This is a genomic window from Bacillus sp. R86525 (assembly GCF_042466195.1).
GTDB classification, from domain to species: domain Bacteria; phylum Bacillota; class Bacilli; order Bacillales; family Bacillaceae_G; genus Bacillus_A; species Bacillus_A nitratireducens.
In genome coordinates this window covers 3,325,980-3,344,402 of sequence record NZ_JAXHPX010000007.1, presented here as the reverse complement: position 1 = coordinate 3,344,402, position 18,423 = coordinate 3,325,980, and the positions used below count along the sequence as shown (strand labels likewise).

General features: G+C 34.8%; 20 protein-coding genes and 1 other annotated feature (1 of these 21 cut by a window edge). Of the genes, 14 read left to right on the top strand and 6 right to left on the bottom strand.

Features of this window, described 5'->3' with window-relative positions; genetic code table 11:
• Window positions 1-249 precede the first annotated feature (249 nt).
• Window positions 250-957, bottom strand: coding sequence for an iron-sulfur cluster repair di-iron protein (ric, locus tag SJY24_RS19850; RefSeq protein WP_377865901.1), 708 nt, complete (start codon window positions 955-957; stop codon window positions 250-252).
• A gap of 202 nt (window positions 958-1,159) precedes the next feature.
• Window positions 1,160-2,110 carry an excalibur calcium-binding domain-containing protein gene (locus SJY24_RS19845; protein WP_377865900.1) on the bottom strand — a complete coding sequence of 317 codons (951 nt, stop codon included), beginning with the start codon at window positions 2,108-2,110 and terminating at the stop codon, window positions 1,160-1,162.
• Window positions 2,111-2,318: 208 nt separating this feature from the next.
• On the opposite strand from SJY24_RS19845, the gene exsG reads away from it, so the two are divergent.
• The 3 genes from exsG (at window position 2,319) to SJY24_RS19830 (ending at window position 4,794) form a co-directional block, all read left to right on the top strand.
• Window positions 2,319-2,471 carry an exosporium protein ExsG gene (exsG, locus tag SJY24_RS19840; RefSeq protein WP_000395676.1) on the top strand — a complete coding sequence of 51 codons (153 nt, stop codon included), beginning with the start codon at window positions 2,319-2,321 and terminating at the stop codon, window positions 2,469-2,471.
• Window positions 2,472-2,709: 238 nt separating this feature from the next.
• Window positions 2,710-2,919 carry a hypothetical protein gene (locus tag SJY24_RS19835; protein ID WP_000830289.1) on the top strand — a complete coding sequence of 70 codons (210 nt, stop codon included), beginning with the start codon at window positions 2,710-2,712 and terminating at the stop codon, window positions 2,917-2,919.
• Between the two features lie 270 nt (window positions 2,920-3,189).
• Window positions 3,190-4,794, top strand: a complete 1,605-nt coding sequence (locus SJY24_RS19830) for a lipase family alpha/beta hydrolase (protein ID WP_377865899.1) — start codon at window positions 3,190-3,192, stop codon at window positions 4,792-4,794.
• Window positions 4,795-4,989: 195 nt separating this feature from the next.
• Here SJY24_RS19830 and SJY24_RS19825 read toward each other — a convergent pair whose 3' ends face one another.
• Window positions 4,990-5,538 carry a preprotein translocase gene (locus SJY24_RS19825; RefSeq protein ID WP_071733999.1) on the bottom strand — a complete coding sequence of 183 codons (549 nt, stop codon included), beginning with the start codon at window positions 5,536-5,538 and terminating at the stop codon, window positions 4,990-4,992.
• A gap of 531 nt (window positions 5,539-6,069) precedes the next feature.
• On the opposite strand from SJY24_RS19825, the gene SJY24_RS19820 reads away from it, so the two are divergent.
• Window positions 6,070-6,345, top strand: a complete 276-nt coding sequence (locus SJY24_RS19820; RefSeq protein WP_000427797.1) for a stage V sporulation protein S — start codon at window positions 6,070-6,072, stop codon at window positions 6,343-6,345.
• Between the two features lie 215 nt (window positions 6,346-6,560).
• Window positions 6,561-7,726, top strand: a protein-coding gene (locus tag SJY24_RS19815; protein WP_377865898.1) for an IS3 family transposase whose coding sequence is annotated in 2 segments (ribosomal slippage) — window positions 6,561-6,840 and window positions 6,840-7,726 — 1,167 coding nt in all. Because the reading frame shifts where the segments join, the coding sequence is not laid out codon by codon here.
• 102 nt (window positions 7,727-7,828) lie between these two features.
• Here the strand turns inward: SJY24_RS19815 and SJY24_RS19810 are convergent.
• From SJY24_RS19810 to SJY24_RS19800, 3 genes are all read right to left on the bottom strand, one after another.
• Window positions 7,829-8,242 carry a hypothetical protein gene (locus tag SJY24_RS19810; protein ID WP_098561431.1) on the bottom strand — a complete coding sequence of 138 codons (414 nt, stop codon included), beginning with the start codon at window positions 8,240-8,242 and terminating at the stop codon, window positions 7,829-7,831.
• 22 nt (window positions 8,243-8,264) lie between these two features.
• Entirely contained in the window at window positions 8,265-9,806 is a 1,542-nt protein-coding gene (locus SJY24_RS19805; protein ID WP_377865897.1) for a WXG100 family type VII secretion target, read from the bottom strand.
• 401 nt (window positions 9,807-10,207) lie between these two features.
• Window positions 10,208-11,011, bottom strand: coding sequence for a hypothetical protein (locus SJY24_RS19800; RefSeq protein ID WP_377865896.1), 804 nt, complete (start codon window positions 11,009-11,011; stop codon window positions 10,208-10,210).
• 109 nt (window positions 11,012-11,120) lie between these two features.
• On the opposite strand from SJY24_RS19800, the gene SJY24_RS19795 reads away from it, so the two are divergent.
• From SJY24_RS19795 to SJY24_RS19755, 9 genes are all read left to right on the top strand, one after another.
• On the top strand, window positions 11,121-11,768 hold the full coding sequence (locus SJY24_RS19795) for an HD domain-containing protein (RefSeq protein ID WP_377865895.1): 648 nt from the start codon (window positions 11,121-11,123) through the stop codon (window positions 11,766-11,768).
• On the top strand, window positions 11,765-13,660 hold the full coding sequence (locus SJY24_RS19790; RefSeq protein ID WP_128279870.1) for an ABC-F family ATP-binding cassette domain-containing protein: 1,896 nt from the start codon (window positions 11,765-11,767) through the stop codon (window positions 13,658-13,660). The genes SJY24_RS19795 and SJY24_RS19790 overlap by 4 nt, the downstream gene beginning before the upstream one ends.
• Before the next feature lie 75 nt (window positions 13,661-13,735).
• On the top strand, window positions 13,736-14,467 hold the full coding sequence (locus tag SJY24_RS19785; RefSeq protein ID WP_377865894.1) for a Bax inhibitor-1/YccA family protein: 732 nt from the start codon (window positions 13,736-13,738) through the stop codon (window positions 14,465-14,467).
• Between the two features lie 103 nt (window positions 14,468-14,570).
• Window positions 14,571-14,825, top strand: coding sequence for a DUF4318 domain-containing protein (locus tag SJY24_RS19780; protein ID WP_377865893.1), 255 nt, complete (start codon window positions 14,571-14,573; stop codon window positions 14,823-14,825).
• Between the two features lie 161 nt (window positions 14,826-14,986).
• Window positions 14,987-15,325, top strand: coding sequence for a single-stranded DNA-binding protein (locus tag SJY24_RS19775; RefSeq protein WP_377865892.1), 339 nt, complete (start codon window positions 14,987-14,989; stop codon window positions 15,323-15,325).
• A 165-nt stretch (window positions 15,326-15,490) separates the two neighbouring features.
• Window positions 15,491-16,618, top strand: coding sequence for a conserved virulence factor C family protein (locus SJY24_RS19770; protein WP_377865891.1), 1,128 nt, complete (start codon window positions 15,491-15,493; stop codon window positions 16,616-16,618).
• Between the two features lie 3 nt (window positions 16,619-16,621).
• Window positions 16,622-17,005, top strand: a complete 384-nt coding sequence (locus SJY24_RS19765; RefSeq protein ID WP_377865890.1) for a thiol-disulfide oxidoreductase DCC family protein — start codon at window positions 16,622-16,624, stop codon at window positions 17,003-17,005.
• Between the two features lie 83 nt (window positions 17,006-17,088).
• The gene (locus SJY24_RS19760; RefSeq protein ID WP_000063703.1) at window positions 17,089-17,523 is read left to right on the top strand and encodes a BrxA/BrxB family bacilliredoxin; all 435 of its coding nucleotides are present in this window, start codon (window positions 17,089-17,091) and stop codon (window positions 17,521-17,523) included.
• A 49-nt stretch (window positions 17,524-17,572) separates the two neighbouring features.
• Window positions 17,573-18,349, top strand: a complete 777-nt coding sequence (locus SJY24_RS19755; protein WP_377865889.1) for a class I SAM-dependent methyltransferase — start codon at window positions 17,573-17,575, stop codon at window positions 18,347-18,349.
• A 40-nt stretch (window positions 18,350-18,389) separates the two neighbouring features.
• Window positions 18,390-18,423 (top strand) — a binding site (T-box leader) (it continues 181 nt past the right edge of the window).

Genomic DNA, 18,423 nt, shown 5'->3' with positions numbered 1-18,423 from the left:
TTCCCCTTTCTGTGAAATACTGAACAAAGAATTATATTTCTATTATAGAAAATCCAAAAAGGGGGAGATGTGATATTTATCACATTTTTATAATCATTCACAAATTGTTAAAATTCGAGTTTATGTGAAGGGAGAAGGGAGAGGATAATTTGTTAATATGAGTGGATAGGTGAGATGGGGAAGTGTGAATGTTTTTCACGTAATAAAAAAGCAGGACATGAGTAGAAATACTCATGTCCTGCACTTTATTTATGCTTTTGTAATTGCACGTGGAAATAAAATATTATTTTCTAAATGAATATGCTCAAATAAATCAGATTCAATGGCTTCAAGGCGCTGGTAAACAAGGCGGTAAGTGCCGCAAGCTCCTTCTGGTGGAGTAAAGTCATTTGTCATCTTACGAAGTTCTTTTATAATATTTCCGGCGTGGCTATGTTCATTTTCCAACTCATCTACTACTTTGCGTAACTTTTCATAGTTTTCATCAGTTGGATTTTGTTCAAATTCTAAAATTAATGGGAAATCTTCCGTTTCTTCTTTAATTAAATGCTGTTCTAATTCCATTTTAAGTTCATGAAATAGCTTATGAATTTGAGCTAAATGAGGTTGATTTGCTCCATGAACGCGTAATACTTTCGTCACATATGGACTTAACTGCGGTAACTCTTCATTTAAATAACGATGATGCTTATTAATTACATAATCAATCAATTCGCGATAAGAAGCATTGTTCCAATCAATTTCAGATTCATTTAATAGTTTCGTATTATGATAAAGCGTATTTAACTCTGTAATTACTTCAAAAGCTGATAAATTTCTTTCATGAATTGCATCAATAAGTGGCTTATTACCACCACAGCAAAAATCTATTCTATATGATTTAAAAAGATCACTAGCTTTCGGGAATTGTGTAACAATCTCACCAACAATTGAAGTTTCAGTAAATGTATGTTCCATATGAATGCCTCCATAAAGTTTAAATGTAATATCTAAATTAAGAATAGCGATAAATGAAAAATAATGTGGTGATTGAAATCACTTTTTATGTGTCTGATTTGAGAATAATAAAATGAGTTTTATAAAAGGAAGAGGAGGGGCATTCGTCGCAATAGTTTCTGATAATAAAAAAAGAAGCTTACTAGAAGCTTCTTTTTTACTACTATTTTTCACATGCAACCCCATCGCCATCACGATCAAGTTTAGAGCTATAACCTGGTTGGTCTCTATATAAAGGAGCTTTCCCAGCAGCTCTAACTGCATCACAATTTTTGTAATATGCGTTACTTGTATTTCCTGAAGCAGGTTTTGTTTGAGTTTGCTGTGCTTTTTGTTGTTCCTGTTGTACGCGAGCTTGTCCAGCGGCTTGACGTTGTTGCTCTTCTTGTTGTTTGCGGGCTTGCTCAGCGGCTTGACGTTGTTGCTCTTCTTGCTGTTTACGAGCTTGCTCAGCGGCTTGGCGTTGTTGTTCTTCTTGTTGTTTACGAGCTTGCTCAGCAGCTTGGCGTTGTTCTTCTTGTTGTTTACGGGCCTGTTCTTCAGCTTGACGCTGTTGCTCTTCTTGTTGTTTACGGGCTTGTTCTTCAGCTTGGCGTTTCCCATCCTCTTGCTTACGAGCTAGTTCTTCAGCTTGGCGTTTCTCATCTTCTTGCTTACGAGTTTTTTCATCCGCCTCTTTCTTTTCTAATTCCTTTTTCTTTTCGTCATCTTTTTTCTCTTCACTATTAGAAGCAACTTGTTTATTCGTTGCTGTCGTTTTTTCAGAAGAAGGACTTGAAATACCTGATAGCGCAACAAAAATGACAAATAAAATAGCTGTGATAATAAATTGTTTTTTTGCTACACCTGTCTTTTTAATTACAGATAATATTGCTAGGACAAGGAAGAATACAAATAGAATGAAACTTAAAGTAGAAAAAAATTCGATGAATGGGTGTTCAGATTTTGTTGTGCCGGTCACCATTAAAACAATTGAAATCATAAAAAGAATAACGGTAGAACGACCATATTGTTTTGCTTTTCCATTTTTTTTAAAGAGTGAAATGATGCATAAGATTAAAAGAATGATAGCAATCAAAAATAAAGCTACACCAATATTACTCAAAATCGCCATTTTCATACCTCCGTTTGTAAGATTTTCTCTATTGATTATATAGGGATTTATTGGATAGTACACGTTTTATATTAATTTAGAAAATTAATATTTTTAATAGACATATAAACATTTATTTTATATATAAGGAAAAATGGATATATTTACTATTACTTTTTGAAAGAGATTTCATAAATTATAGTATATCGATTGAAAGGAGGAGATTTGTATGGAATTTCAATTATTAGTGAATTGCGTGTTACAAGAAGGGAATGCTTACTTTTTAGTAACAAAAGTAGATGATGTTATTACGTTGAAAGTGCCAATTACAGCAGGAGTAGCAGGTTTATTCTTAGCGTTAGGTGTACCAAGATGTTCTTAATTTAGCTTTTGATAGTAAAAGGATGAGGGACAAGCCTTACCCTTTTACTATTACATAATTTTTTTATGTAAACTAAATGAGTTTTTTAATATTATTTTTGCCATAGCACGTTTAAAACAGACATGCATATACTATAATGTTTCATTGGCCTTTGATGAGAAACGATAGTTTTAAAAAGTGTATCGAAAGTAGAAGTGGTACTTTTTTAATAATGAAAAAATATGAGGTGCTAGTATATATGAAAAGACGGACGTATGATATTCCAGTCGCGTTGCGAAGAGAATGGTTTTTAATAGAGTTAGCGCATTTAACAAAGAAATACGGAATTGAAATTGCAACTAGTAAAATAGAAGATGCACCATTTCTGAGAGATAAAGTTACAGAATTGAAAATAGGAGCTGGTTTGCAATACGATAAATATGATGATGAGTACATCATCGAGTTTTAAATAAAGAAGCTGCGTATAAAAGGTTATTAAAGAGACCTTTTATACGCAGCTTCTTTGGTAAAGAGAAAGCTTTATTGAGAAATATTTAAAATGATTCTTGCAAAAAGGAATGAAGGAATGCTGAGAGAATAACGTTTGATAAGAAAGGAATGTGGCTATTAATTTCTTATTCAAATGTATCGTAAAAGTAATTGATTAAATGGAATTTTAAAACAATTGATGTCCAATGTAATGGTGGCACTTTCTTTCAAGAGGAAAAGGGGGATTTTAATGGGGATTATGAAAAGGTGTATCGTATTACTTATTGTACTTTGTTTTATGAGTCCGATGGTTGTTAGTACAAATGTACACGCAGAGGCTGTAACAGAGCTTAAGACTGGCTTTCCAGATCAAGAAGTATTTACTCCTGGAGAATGGTTTTTAGGTCAGAAGCCTGCTAATTATGATGAGAATAAACCACCAATTCTCTTTGTACAAGGAAGAAATGGTAATGCGGATAGTTGGTATGGAAAGACAGTATATCATGATATGAATGATATGTACGATTATGCTTTGAAAGCAGGCTATCAGACTGTATTGATTCAATTATATGATGCCGCGGGGAAAGGATCTGCTAGCCAATGGGACAATGGAAAATTGTTAGCACAAAAGCTTGAAGAAATTTATAATCATTTTGGTAAAAAAGTAAATGTTGTAGCTCACAGTAAAGGTGGTATCGATACACAAGCTGCGTTAGTTGGATATGGAGCGAATCGATTTGTTGGAAATGTTATTACGCTTGCCACTCCACATTACGGATCAAATTTAGCGGATTTATCATATAGTTGGTGGGCAGGGTGGCTTGCCTCTATATTAGGACAAAAAGATGATGGGACATATTCATTACAAATAGGTGAAATGGCAAAGTTTCGTTCTACAATAGATAATAATCCTGCAGCTAAATTAAACCGTTACTATACGGCTACTGGGACAAGCTGGGGACCTGTTTTTTCAGCATTATCTACGGGTGGGTTGTATTTGTCATCATACGGTTCTAATGATGGGTTAGTGAACGAATGGAGTGCTAAGTTACCATATGGAACACATTTATTTACAGATTCACGGTTTGATCATGATAATATCCGAAAAGGTTCAGCTGTTTTCGCACGAATTGAACCATATTTACGGACAGCGAATGTACCAGTACCGGTTTTATTAGCCCCAAGTAATAGTTCAGAGGAAAAGGTAGAACAATTAAACACAACTTCTAATCAAGCTATTTTAGGAGGAGAGTTGTCACAAAATCAGTGGGTAGGACAAACTGTCGCAGTTGATAAAAAGGCAGAAGGGGTAGTTTCTGTTTTAACAGCTTCTTCGGATGTAGAAATACAACTAATTTCTCCAAAAGGAAAAGTTTATACAAATAAAGATAGTGCTGTATCTACTGGTGAAGGTGAATCTTTCTTTAAAGGAGCGACTATAAGAACATTTAAATTTGATAAAATGGAAGCAGGAGAATGGCAAGTTAAAATGATGGCGAAGCAGCCGAATGATGCATATTTAATCGTAACCGATTACAAAAAAGATGCTCCGTTCGTCCTTCAAATGCCGGCAAAAGTTAAAGTAAATAAAGCAGAGTATAAACTCAAAAAATCACCTGTAGCTCCAGAAATGAAAGGCGATCTTTCAGTAACAGTAAGAGTAATTAATAAAGATGGAAAGTTAGTTTCTGAATCAAATGAATCGCAAAATATTAATACAAATACATTTACAGGTGCTTTGAAAAATATAGAACAGCCGGGTGTATATAACGTTACAATTGATATAAAAGGGATGAATAAGGAAGGACAACCTTATAATCGTACGATAGTTAAGTCGGTTTATGTGGAGAAGTAGGAAAGAATGAATAGGTTTTAATAAAAAAAGTGCCGAATTCTTGTGGGAGAAGGATTTCGGCACTTTTTCATATTTAGTAAATGAATAGAAAAGTGAAATGGGAGTTTATGTTGTATAAGGGGACGATAGGAATCAAAAAAACGTTATGCAATAAAAAAAGATACTAAATTAGTATCTGAATGTGAGGGAATAGTATTAACTTAGTTTTGTAACTGTTAATTCAACTGAATTTATACCATTATCACAAGTTACAATACTTTGATGATTGAAACCACTATTATTTCTAAGTTGAAGAGTTGAATTAGCAGGTACCGTAACAATAGTTTCGCCAACTAGTTGAAGGCATTCGTTATTTGATGAAGTATTCATTTGAAAAGCGAAATCACCTTGACTATTAGCAAGTGGATTGTTATTTAAAAATATAGTTATAACTGGAATATGGGGAAATACAGGATTTAACGTAGTGTTAATACTTGAAATGAAAGAAATTCTATAATCACCAGCTTTACTAAATTGTATAGTAGTCGGATTTAGTAAGGAAACTCCTCCTGCCAAAGGGCCAACGTGATTAAACGGAAAAGAACCGCCAAAAGGAACCGTGATAAACTCAGTTTGCCAAAAAGTGCCGTAAGCAGGCTTAGATGATTTATGTGAATGGTCGCATGAACATTTTTTATACGAACTGGAAGATTGATGGCATGAACATCTTTTATATGAACTTGAAGAATGGTAGTATGAACCCAATATATTACCTCCTATTATTAATAAATGTATAACACATAGTAGTTTATGCAATCGAAAAGCAATTGGCGTGTATACTTGTCCATATATAGGGTAATAGATTTGGGATAAAAAGCTGGCATAACATAAAGTGCTCTAATGAGGAGATATAGTTTTCAAAAAAATGGAGTTAGAATATTCTATGTAATGAACTTTGGAGAAGAAAAAGGATGAATATTTAGCAGATAACTCTATCTAAGGTTTTAAAATGTTGAAGTATTTAAACTTTAAGATAGTATATCGCCAAAGTAAAGAAGAGATGTATTTAAAGGACAGCATTTTAGTGAAACAGAGAAATGGATAAAGCGATGATTAAGTTTTTAACCTAGTCGTCGCTTTTTATTTATGTAGTTGTGCAGGAAGAAGGCAAAAAATATCGAATGAATATAATTATACAGAATTGTTTGTATTTAGTGTGAATAGTAGTTAAAGATACGTTAGTTATATTTCAAACAGTAAGAAAAGAGAGATTAAATAATAGAGGGAGCAACTTACATGGAAAATATATTAAAGGTATCCTCAAAATCAAGTCCGAATTCAGTGGCAGGTGCCATAGCAGGTGTACTAAGAGCAAGTGGCAATGTAGAAATCCAAGTAATTGGAGCTGGTTCTTTAAATCAAGCGATTAAAGCGATTGCGATTGCAAGAGGTTTTGTCGCTCCAAGTGGAATTGACTTGGTTCTTGTTCCAGCGTTTCAAGAGGTTACTATCGATAATCAAGAAAGAACAGCAATCAAATTAATTGTAGGTCCTAGAAGAAAAAGGTCTTAATAGCGAGCACTAATATAAGGGGATTTGAAAAGGTCGCTAGATAAAGTAATAAAAAGACCACTCTCACTTTTGAAGTGAATCCGAATAGTGGTACATGAGAAAAACACCTCCTGAATTCGCATACTAAGTGAAGTGACCCAATGAAATAAGACAAGGAAAAAACACCTCTTATACCGTATTTAATTTAAATACGAATATACGGAGGTGTTTCTTTTATGGGAACGAGAAAATCTTATTCAGAAGAAATTAAATGGAAAACAATCGAGCTGAAAAAACAAGGGTACACAAACAAAGAAATTATGGATCAATTAGGAATTAAAAATAAAGAACAGATTAAAACTTGGATGAAGTGGCATCGTAAAGGTGAAACGTATCGTTTTAGTCGCCCTGTAGGAAAACAAAGTACGCTACAAAAGGCTAGTGAAGAAGGCATAACTGAAGTAGAGAAACTTCAGATAGAGAATCGAAAATTAAAAATGCAAATAGACATTTTAAAAAAGTACCACGAAATCGGGAGGAGTTGGTTAAAGAAGTAGTTGTAGAATTAGTGGAGTTGATGAAAAATGAGTACTCCATTAAAGAGATATGTATATTAATTGGTATACCTCGTTCTACTTATTATCGATGGAAAAATAAAGCGAAAGATATAAAGGAAGCAAAATTAGAACAGGCTATTTTGACAATTTGTATGACAAATCACTTTCGATATGGACATCGAAAAGTTACTGCTTTATTGAAACGAAAATATAATTATCACTTAAATCGAAAAACTGTACAAAAAATAATGCAAAAGAATAGTTTACAATGTAGGGTTAAAAGAAAGAGAAGAACCTGGATCAATGGAGAAAGTAGGATTGTTGTAGAGAATCTCTTAAATCGAAACTTTCAAGCTACCAAACCAAATGAAAAATGGGTTACAGATATTACATATTTGCCATTTGGTACAGAGATGTTGTATTTATCAAGTATTATGGATTTATATAACAATGAAATCATTGCGTATGAAATAAGTAACAGACAAGACGTAACACTCGTCTTAAAAACAGTTGAGAAGGCGATAAAATCACAAAAAAAGGCTGAAGTTATACTACATAGTGATCAAGGGGCCGTATATACCTCATATGCTTTCCAAACATTATCTAAAGAAAATGGCATTACCACAAGCATGTCCCGTAAAGGAAACTGTCATGATAATGCCGTAATAGAATCTTTTCATCCCTCATTGAAATCTGAATTATTTTATTCACAAGAAAAACAACTACATTCAACTTCTACTCTCAAAAAACTCATTCACGATTATATTGAGTATTATAATACGGAACGTATTCAAGAAAAGTTAAACTACCTGTCTCCTATAGAATACAAGAAACAGGTAGCATAGGTGTTTTTTTCATGTCCCAAATTCGTGGGTCAGTTCAGTTTTGATATGTGTCCCGTTTTCGGGGTTCACTTCATATAAAGGTTCTGCTTTTATTTGTTGTGATTAATTGTCCTTATCTAGTGTAAATCCCCAGATAGGTTCTATTTTTTCAATTAACTCTACATCATCAAGTGGTACAGTTTTTGAAAATTCGCCACGGCCAGCTGTAGACATCCCTAGCTCACGAGCCACTTTTGGATCAATACCATATATATCTACAGTTCTTCTTTCTTCGTTTAATCCTATTAATACAAACTCAATTCCTTTATATACAGCAAAAGGAGTAACGTTATAGGCTGTTTCTAAATCAGACCTTTTAACTTGTTTTATAAAAAAATTTTTATCTCGGGCATGGGGCAGGAAGCCATTTTCTAGTTCTGTAACATCTCTTGAAACTATATTGACATATTCTTCATCCGCTTTCCCTAAACGATATGTTTTTCTTTGATAAATACCGTATTTCCCTTGTTTAATCATAACAAAAGCTTCCTTTCAAAAACTATTTTTCTGAGGCAGGTACGAATTTTGCTAGATCACTATCAAATATTCCTACCAGTCGTTCTTTTCCATTTACAACTTCATATATTTCATCCCCATCATTCGGTTGCAATCCTTTTCCATAAGGTGACTCGTATTCGGGGATGACTTTTCCATTTTCTGCCATGATAAATCCATTTCCTGTTTGAGGGTGATTAAGATATTCACTAGGCTTTTTGTTAACTGCGTCACCAAAATTTTCGCCATATGGTATATATAGACTTTCCACATCATTTGATTTAAAGCGAATAACACCAAAGTCACTTTCTGTAGTAAATTTAGTTTTATGATAATCCAATCGTAACGAATGATATAAATCACGTGATGATTGAATATCTGCCACATCTTCAAACTTCGCAACGCATCCACGAACCATATTCCAATTCGGATTGGTTAAATAATGTTTAATATCTTCTAATGGAATCGCCTTTTGCATCATGGTAGTAGAAGTTGGTGTTGGAACACTGTCTCTAATCTGTTTCATGGCCACCACTTCTTCAGGACTAAGTTCATGATACATCTTTGTTTTTAACTCATCAAACTTTTCACGTGACATATCTACATCTCGCAAAACAGAATCTAATTGATTATTAAAGTTATTTTCAGTTAGATGTTCGATTTGGTTCCGTGTGTATTTCGGTTGGACCTCAGCCATTGTTCCGCCAGTATCCTCTAAATAACGTTTTACTTGTGCTTCACCTACACTTGTGACAGGTTTGGACCTATCACCTTTAGCAAACTGATAGGTTGATAGTTCCTCCTCAGCTTGTCTAAATAAAGCACTGTCAAATCCAGATTTGATACCATTACTACTACCTGCAAAAGCCAAGTTGTCGCCTTTATTAAATAATTGTCCAGCTTTTGATATACCTTGAGAGAATTTAGCACCTTGAGCTAGTTTAGCGGCTTTGCTGACACCTTTATCTCCAATGAACCCTAATCCAATTTGTGTTAAAGCATATGATCCCCATCTTGCGCGGGTTTCTGCATCACCATTTATAACATCTTTATTAAAAGAATCTGATAATGCATCCCACATAGCAGGCAAAGCTTCATTTAAATGGGTGACAGTATAGCCCATGCCTTTCCAAGTTTCCCAGTCTCCTAGTGCATTTATACCGTCAATTGTATCTCCAACAGCATCTCCTGCACCATCTACTATACCATCCCAAACTTTTTCAAGGATAGATTTTTCAGGTGCTTTACTATGTGTAGTACTTTTTTGAGCCGTTACATCTTGACTATCTGTAACGCGGAATTTCTCAGCAATTCTCTTTAATTCTTCTTCAACATGCAAAAGTGCATTAATAGCTGTGAATGCAGATGGTCTTGCATTGTTAAACATTTGAACGAAATTTTGATTCGATGCACCAGTCCATTGGAAACACATGTAATCAATTTGATTGCATAAATTATTATGTATGGATTCTAGCGCATGCTTTGTATCATTAGCCCGCTTTGCAACTTGTTCTAGTTCTTCAGGCGTAATTTTTATTTGAACCATTTTCTTCCTCACTCTCCCGATTAAAATTATGAGGAAAGAAGAAAAAATGTAAATACATAAAGCAGAGAAAAATGAAGTACATCATACTATAAAAGGGAAGCCTATCTATGTATATTATGGAGTAATTGAAAATGCCGTTTCTTTATTGAGCTACTCTCTAATTGTTAGGGCTAGTTTAGTAGTTTGGGAGTAGTTCATTTTGAGTCAGACTTTTTAAATTATAGTATTTAAAATTTACTTAAGGATATTATTTGCTCACAAATAATATAAAAACACGTGAAAAAATATGAAATTTCCTTTTGAGATAGAATATAATATAACAAATGAAAGTGCCGAAAATGCTTGTGAAACAGGCGTTTGTGGCACTTTCTTAGTTTTAATATATTAATAAATAAACAATTCTAAAACTGCTCATTCTTCTCCCAAGATTCTACAATATAATGAGCAATCGTTGGGTTGAATCCTTTACCAACTAAGAACATAATCGCAGCAACCTCAGTTAAAGCGTGTTGATGTGATGTATATTTTGCTTCATTTAAACCGTAATCTACCCAAGGTTTTACGAAATCTAGTACAGGTTTCTTTAAAGGTAAAAACTGTGTACCGACAACTTGTTGGATTTGTTGTTGCGTTGGTTCTGTAATGGGTCCAGGTGGCAAAATTTGAGGCTGTGTAATATCGAGTGTCGGTCCAGGAGGTAAGATTTGTGGTTGTGCCGGATCAATTGTTGGTGGTTTTGGTGGTGAGACACGTGCGTCGTAGTTGGGTTGATACATTTGTTGTTGGTATTGTGGTTGTTGTGGCTGAGTTGGATATGGATTTTGTTGTTCTTGATTTTGCGGTTCTGTATATGGATTTCGCTGATATTGTTGTTCTTGATTTTGCGGTTCTGTATATGGATTTCGCTGATATTGTTGTTCTTGATTTTGCGGTTCTGTATATGGATTTCGCTGATATTGTTGTTCTTGATTTTGCGGTGCTGTATATGGATTTTGAGGATATTGTTGTTCTTGATTTTGCGGTGCTGCATATGGATTTCGCTGATATTGTTGTTCTTGATTTTGCGGTGTTGCGTATGGATTTTGTTCGTATTGTTGTTCTTGCTGTTGAAGCTCTTGTTCCTCATATTGTTCTGTGTGTCTTTGTTCCTGTTGTTGAGGGTAAAATGGTTGTTGTGGATAAGGTGGTTGATTATTATAGAACATTTTGATTCCTCCTTCATAATGATGCCTACCACCTAGTGTATGGGCGGACAAGAAAATATGTGATGAAAAAATGTAGGCGTGTTACAATAAGTAACTGGGTGAAGATAAAATGATAAAACAAGAAAAAATAAAAAAGACAATAACTTTCGTAAAGCATATTTTAGAAAAAGATGCGAGTGGGCATGATTGGTATCATATTGAACGCGTACATAAATTGGCGATTTCTTTATCCGAGCAAGAAGGAGGAAATCGTTTTATAATTGAAATGGCAGCATTACTTCACGATGTGGCAGATGAGAAGTTAAATGAAAGTGAAGAAGCAGGAATGAAAAAAGTTTCTGATTGGTTAGAAGGTTTACATGTTGAAGAAGAGGAAAGTAAGCATGTTCTTCATATTATCGCCAATATGTCTTATAAGGGTGGTCACGGTGGCACAGTTGAGTCACTTGAAGGAAAAATTGTTCAAGATGCGGATCGCTTAGATGCTCTTGGTGCAATTGGAATAGCTCGTACATTTGCATATGGCGGAGCAAAAGGGAGATTAATGTATGATCCTACTATTCCGCCGCGTGAAGTAATGACGAAAGAAGAGTATAGAAAAAATAACGATCCATCTTTAAACCATTTTTATGAAAAACTTTTAAAATTAAAAGACTTAATGAATACGAACGTGGCAAAACAAGAGGCTGAAGTTCGTCATCGTTATATGGAACAGTTTATTGAACAATTTATGAAAGAGTGGAATGCACAAATATGAAAATGTTAACTGTGGAGAACTTATCGAAATCATACGGAGAAAAACCGTTATTTGATGGATTATCATGTAGTATTACAGAAGGACAACGTGTCGGAATTATTGGTGTAAACGGTACTGGTAAATCGACATTATTAAAAATTATTGCAGGGTTAGAAACTCCTGATACAGGTGATATGACGCATTCACGTGGGTATACAATTAGTTATTTATCACAGCAACCAGAGTTTGATGAAAAACTAACAGTATTAGAGCAAGTGTTCCATGGTGATACACCTTTAATTCGTCTTCTTCGTGATTATGAAAAAGCACTATTAAATATCGAAAAAGATCCAAGTAATGAAAAAGTACAGGAACAATTATTTGCAGTGCAGCAACGTATGGATGCAATGAGTGCATGGGAAGCAAATGCAAATGCGAAATCGTTATTAACGAAATTAGGAATTACTGATTTTACAGCAACTGTTGGAAACCTATCTGGTGGACAAAAAAAGCGTATTGCAATGGCGCAATGTTTTATTGAAACACCTGATCTATTAATTTTAGACGAGCCTACGAATCATCTTGACCATGAGACAGTTGAATGGTTAGAAGAATATTTAGCAAGATATACAGGTGCGGTATTACTTGTAACCCATGATCGTTATTTCTTAGATCGTGTGACAAACCGTATTTTTGAATTAGATAATGGTAAACTATATAGCTACGAAGGAAACTATAGTACATTTTTAGAAGCGAAAGCACTTCGTGAAGAGCAAGAATCGGCACAAGAATCAAAACGCCAAAATTTATATCGTCGTGAATTAGCATGGATTCGTCGTGGTGCAAAAGCCCGTTCTACGAAACAAAAGGCACGTATTCAGCGTTTTGATGAGCTAAAGGGGCAAGAAGGACCAGCTGCAAAACAGTCAGTTGATATTGCACTAAGTGGAAGTCGTCTAGGAAAGAAAGTACTTGAGTTAAAAGATGTAACGAAAAAATTTGGTGATAAGACGGTATTACATAATTTTAATCATATTGTGAAACCAGGCGATCGTATCGGAATTATTGGGGCGAATGGAAGCGGGAAATCTTCTCTATTAAATATGCTTGCAGGCAAGTTATCTCCTGATAGTGGTGAAGTTGAAGTAGGACAAACTGTAAAAGTTGCTTATTATACGCAAGAAAATGAAGAGATGAATTTAAATCAGCGTATGATTGAATACATTAAAGAAATTGCAGAAGTTATTCATACAACAGATGGAAAAGTCATTGGTGCATCCCAAATGTTAGAACGTTTCTTATTCCCGACGCATTCACATGGTACACCGCTTGGTAAATTATCTGGTGGTGAAAGAAGACGTTTATATTTATTACGTATTTTAATGGGAGAACCAAATGTACTATTACTTGATGAGCCCACGAATGATCTAGATACACAAACATTAACAGTACTAGAAGATTATTTAGAAGATTTCCCAGGTGTCGTTTTAACTGTATCGCATGACCGTTACTTCTTAGATAAAGTAGTAGATGAACTGTTCATCTTTAGTGGCGAGGGCGAAGTGCGTGAATTCCTAGGTAGTTATACAGATTATTTAGAAATGGAAAAAACGAAAGAACTTATTGAGAAAGCGGAAGTTCAAAAAGAGAAAAAAGTAGTAGAAGAAGCTCCAAAACAACAACGTAAACGTAAACTTTCATACAATGAGCAGCGTGAATGGGAAACAATTGAAGACACAATTGCCGAACTAGAAGAGAAAATTGAGTCAATTGGAGAAGAACTTGCGAAAGTTGGATCTGACTTCACAAAGGCACAAGAATTATCTGAAGCACAGCAGAAAACAGAAGAAGAGCTAGAAAAAACGATGGAAAGATGGAGTGAACTATCAGACATCGTTGAAGGATTAAAATAAAAACAAGCTGCATATATTGAAAAGTAAAGAGAAAAACTTTACACTATTGGTAGAACCTATTTTAGGAGGGAAAAAATGAGAACATCTAATCCAATGTTGAAAAAAGAGGCATTTCGTAAAGAGGGAGCAAGCGCTTCTGCGATGACTATTGGCGGAACAGTAGGCAAAGCGTTTATAATGCTTATCTTGCTACTTGCAACGTCTGTCTATTCATACATACAGATGATGCAGGGTACGATGAAAATGCCAGTGTTAATTGGTGCATTAGTAATTGCGGCAATCATCGCATTTGCATCTATCTTCTTCCCGCGAATGGCACCAATTGGGGCGCCAATTTATGCGGCGGTAGAGGGAGTTGTATTAGGAAGTATTTCAGCAGTTTATACAATGAAATTTGGCGATTCTATCGTTTTAAACGCTGTATTACTTACAATTTCAATTCTATTTGCAATGTTAGTTTTATATGCAACACGTATTGTAAAAGTAACTGATAAATTCCGTACGGGTGTAATTGCGGCTACAATGGGAATTATGGTTATGTATTTAATCGTATTCTTATTAAATATGTTCGGTGTAACTGTTCCATATATTCACCAAGGTGGAACTATAGGTATTATCATTAGTGCGGTTGTTATTGTAGTTGCTGCATTAAATTTATTACTAGATTTCGATTTAATCGAAAGCGGTGCACGTAGCCAAGCTCCAAAATATATGGAATGGTACAGTGCAATGGGTCTAATGATGACTCTAGTATGGTTATACTTAGAAATTCTTCGTTTTGTTTCTTACTTTACGAAAAATGACTAATAAAAAATCCTGCACGAAATGTGCAGGATTTTTTATTTTTAAAGATAAATCGCATATATGGTATAATATGGATGTTTGTGACTTGAATTGAAGGGGATGGAATATGATGAAAGAGAAAAAAGGGATTATGAAAAAACTATTTTCTAAAAGTTTTTTCATAGAACTAGATAACGCTTTAACATATCCGTCAGCAGAAGTCATTCGTTCAGCTATTGAAGGATATGCGACAGAATGTAATGAACAATTGAAATTTGAGAGTAAAGTTAAACCGATTACTTTTTACTTAGAAAATGTAATGTACCGCGCTGAAATAAAGATGGCTCGCCGAGGATATTACATATCTTGCAGTGAAGTATAATATTTTTGGAAACCTTACATGTTTAAACTATGTAGGGTTTCTTTTTTTGATTTGTAATATATAAAGTAATAATTTTTACTTACAAATATATCATTTTGCGTTTTTTACCCTTCCAACATTTTTCTTTACAATGAAGAAAAATATGTGAGGTGGTATAACTTATGATGAATCGAGTTGTATTAATCGGTAGATTGACAAAGGAGCCAGAATTATACTACACAAAACAAGGTGTCGCTTATGCACGAGTATGTGTTGCGGTGAATAGAGGTTTTCGAAATAGTCTAGGTGAACAACAAGTAGATTTTATTAATTGTGTCATATGGAGAAGGTCGGCTGAAAATGTAACAGAATATTGTACGAAGGGCTCACTTGTTGGGATTACAGGGCGTATTCATACGAGTAATTATGATGATGAACAAGGAAAGAGAATATATAGAACTGAAGTTGTGATTGAGAGCATTACATTTTTAGAGAGAAGGCAGGAGAGTACATCGCAATAATATTAGACTTTTAACTGAAGTTTCGGATTAATTAGGTGGAAAGAGAAAGAATGAAAAATTATGATGATGGGAAGAAATCAGCAAAATTAAGCATCCGAGTAGGAGTATAAAGGGGTAACATGTTACAATACAGCTAAGAACACGCAATAAAGGAGAGTTTTTTACGTGAAGATTAAAGCAATTGAACCGACGCCAAGTCCAAATACAATGAAAGTTATTTTGAATGAAGTATTACCTTCAGGAGCGCGTAATAATTATACAAATGAAAATAAAGAACAAGCACCGGTACAAGTGCAAGAGATTTTGAAAATTGAAGGCATTAAAGGTGTATATCATGTAGCCGACTTTTTAGCAGTGGAGCGAAATGCAAAGTATGACTGGAAAGTTTTATTACAACAAGTTCGTGCTGTTTTCGGCGAAGAAGTAGTGGAAGAGAGCGAAGAACAACAACTTACTCATTTTGGGGAAGTGAAAGTGTTTGTTCAAATGTTCTTTACAATTCCAATGCAAGTGAAGTTAACAGATGGAACATCGGAAGAGCGTGTGGGCTTACCTGATCGTTTTAAAGAATCTATTATGAAAGTGCAAATGTCTGCACCTAACGTTGTGAAAGAGCGCAAATGGGTAGAGCAAAGTACACGTTACGGTAATTTTGAAGAAATCGGGAAAGAAGTAGTAGAAGAAATTGTTGCTGCTTATTCAGAAGAACGTGTAAATGAAACGGTTAAAGAACTATTGAATCAAGCGGGTGCTGTTGAAGTAACGATTCAAAAGCGTGAGCCATATAAAGTAACAGAAGAGATGATGAAAGATTCTGATTGGAAAAACCGTTTTGCGGCTTTAGAACAAATGGATCCTACTGAAGAAGATATGCCGGTATTGAAAATGGCATTAGATGATGAGAAAGTATCTATCCGCCGTTTAGCAACAGCTTATTTAGGTATGGTAAAAGGTGATGGAGTATTGCCGTTATTATATAAAGCGTTATTAGATCGTTCTGTAAGTGTTCGTCGTACAGCAGGAGATTGCTTATCAGACGTGGGTGATCCAGCAGCGATGTTCGTTATGATTAAATCTCTGAAAGATTCAAGTAAATTAGTACGCTGGCGTGCAGCAATGTTCTTATTTGAACTTGGTGATGAAAGTGCAATTCCGGCACTAAAAGTAGCAGAAGATGATCCGGAGTTTGAAGTGGCGATGCAAGCGCGTTTAGCTTTAGAACGTATTGAAGGCGGCGAAGAAGCAAAAGGATCAGTATGGAAGCAAATGACGGAGTCTCGTAAAGGGGAATAGTTTATGATTGTTTTCTATGATAGTTGGTGTCTGATGTGTACAGCAGTTGCAGAGCGTACGAAAAGATTAGATAAAAAGGGTAAGATGAAATTTGTTTCATTTCGAGATAAAGATGTAGCTGAGAAGTATGAACTTTCTCAAGAATTACAAAGTAAGATGGAACAAAGATTGTATATTTTAAAAAATAATAAGTGGTATGACGGAATTCATAGCATTAACGTATTAGCAAAGGCCGTTCCATCTTATTGGTTTGCAGTACCTTTTATAAAGTTATCTATCGTACTTGGATTTGGAAGTAAAGTATACGATTATATCGCTAACAATAGAAAACTTGTCCCAGTTGGACACTGTCGTGAAGGGGTTTGTGAAATCCCTATAAAAAAATGAAATCATCGTTATCTTTCTTTTGCACCTATTAATAGAGCGTGATATGATGAATTTGGAATGAAAGTTGAAGGAGAGATTACAAGATGTCAAATGCTTATGAAGAATACATGCGTCAAATGGTAATTCCAATGCGTCAAGAGTTAGTGCGTTCTGGATTTGAAGAGTTAACTACAGAAGAAGCTGTAACAGAATTTATGGAGAATGCATCAGGTACAACTTTAGTAGTTGTAAACTCTGTTTGTGGCTGTGCAGCTGGATTAGCACGCCCATCAGCAGGTCAAGCGGTTGTACGTGCTGAAAAACAACCTGACCATCTTGTAACTGTATTTGCAGGTCAAGATAAAGATGCTACTGCAAAAATGCGTGAATACTTCGGAGAAATTCCTCCATCTTCACCATCTATGGCATTACTAAAAGGAAAAGAAGTTGTTCATTTCATTCATCGTCATGAAATTGAAGGTGCAACTATGGACGAAATTATTACGAACTTAGAACAAGCTTTCGAAAAGAATTGCTAAAGTAGGGGGAGAGTGAATCTCCCTCTTTTCTTTATATAGAGGTGAAAAAATGATAGTAACAACAGCAGGAAGAACAAATAAAGAAATGACAGCTTATGCAAATAAGGTAGCAGCAGAATTAAATAGTTCTTTCGTTATACGTAATGATATACCTGTACATAAATTGCATGAACAGCATGAACAAGATGTGCTTGTTGTAGGGAAAAATCGATTAGCTATTTATCCGAAAGGTACGGAAGAGTCGTTTTTCTTTCATCCAAACTCAGCGATGTTTCGTGTGAAAAGGTTAATGCGCGGAGAGCACGATCCGTTTGTACAAGCTGCTAAATTAGAGCGCGGAATGACAGTATTAGATTGTACGCTCGGTATGGCATCAGATAGTATTGTAGCTAGTTATATTGTTGGTGAAGGCGGAAGAGTAACAGGACTTGAAGGAAATGAATATATGGCTTATATCATGGGAAAAGGCTTGCAAACGTGGTCTTCATCCGTTTCTGAAATCGATGAGGCAATGCAAAGAATCGATGTAAAGCAAACAGAGCATTTCGCATTTTTAACGCAATGTGAAGACAATAGTTACGATGTTGTTTACCTTGATCCGATGTTTGAAGAAACTGTCATAGAATCAGATGGAATAAAAGGATTAAAACACTTCGCTTTGTATCATGATATTACTGACGAAACAATTGCGGAAGCGAAGCGTGTGGCGAGAAAACGTGTCGTTCTGAAAGATCATTTTCGTAGTTCTAGATTTGAAAAACATAATTTTCATGTATACAAAAGAAAAAGTGCTAAGTTTCACTTTGGTGTAATTGACCCTTGCTAATTGTTTGAAAAGATGTATAATAAGCAATAATTAATTAAATATACTGTCGGTGATGAAGAGAGTAGTCTTTTTCA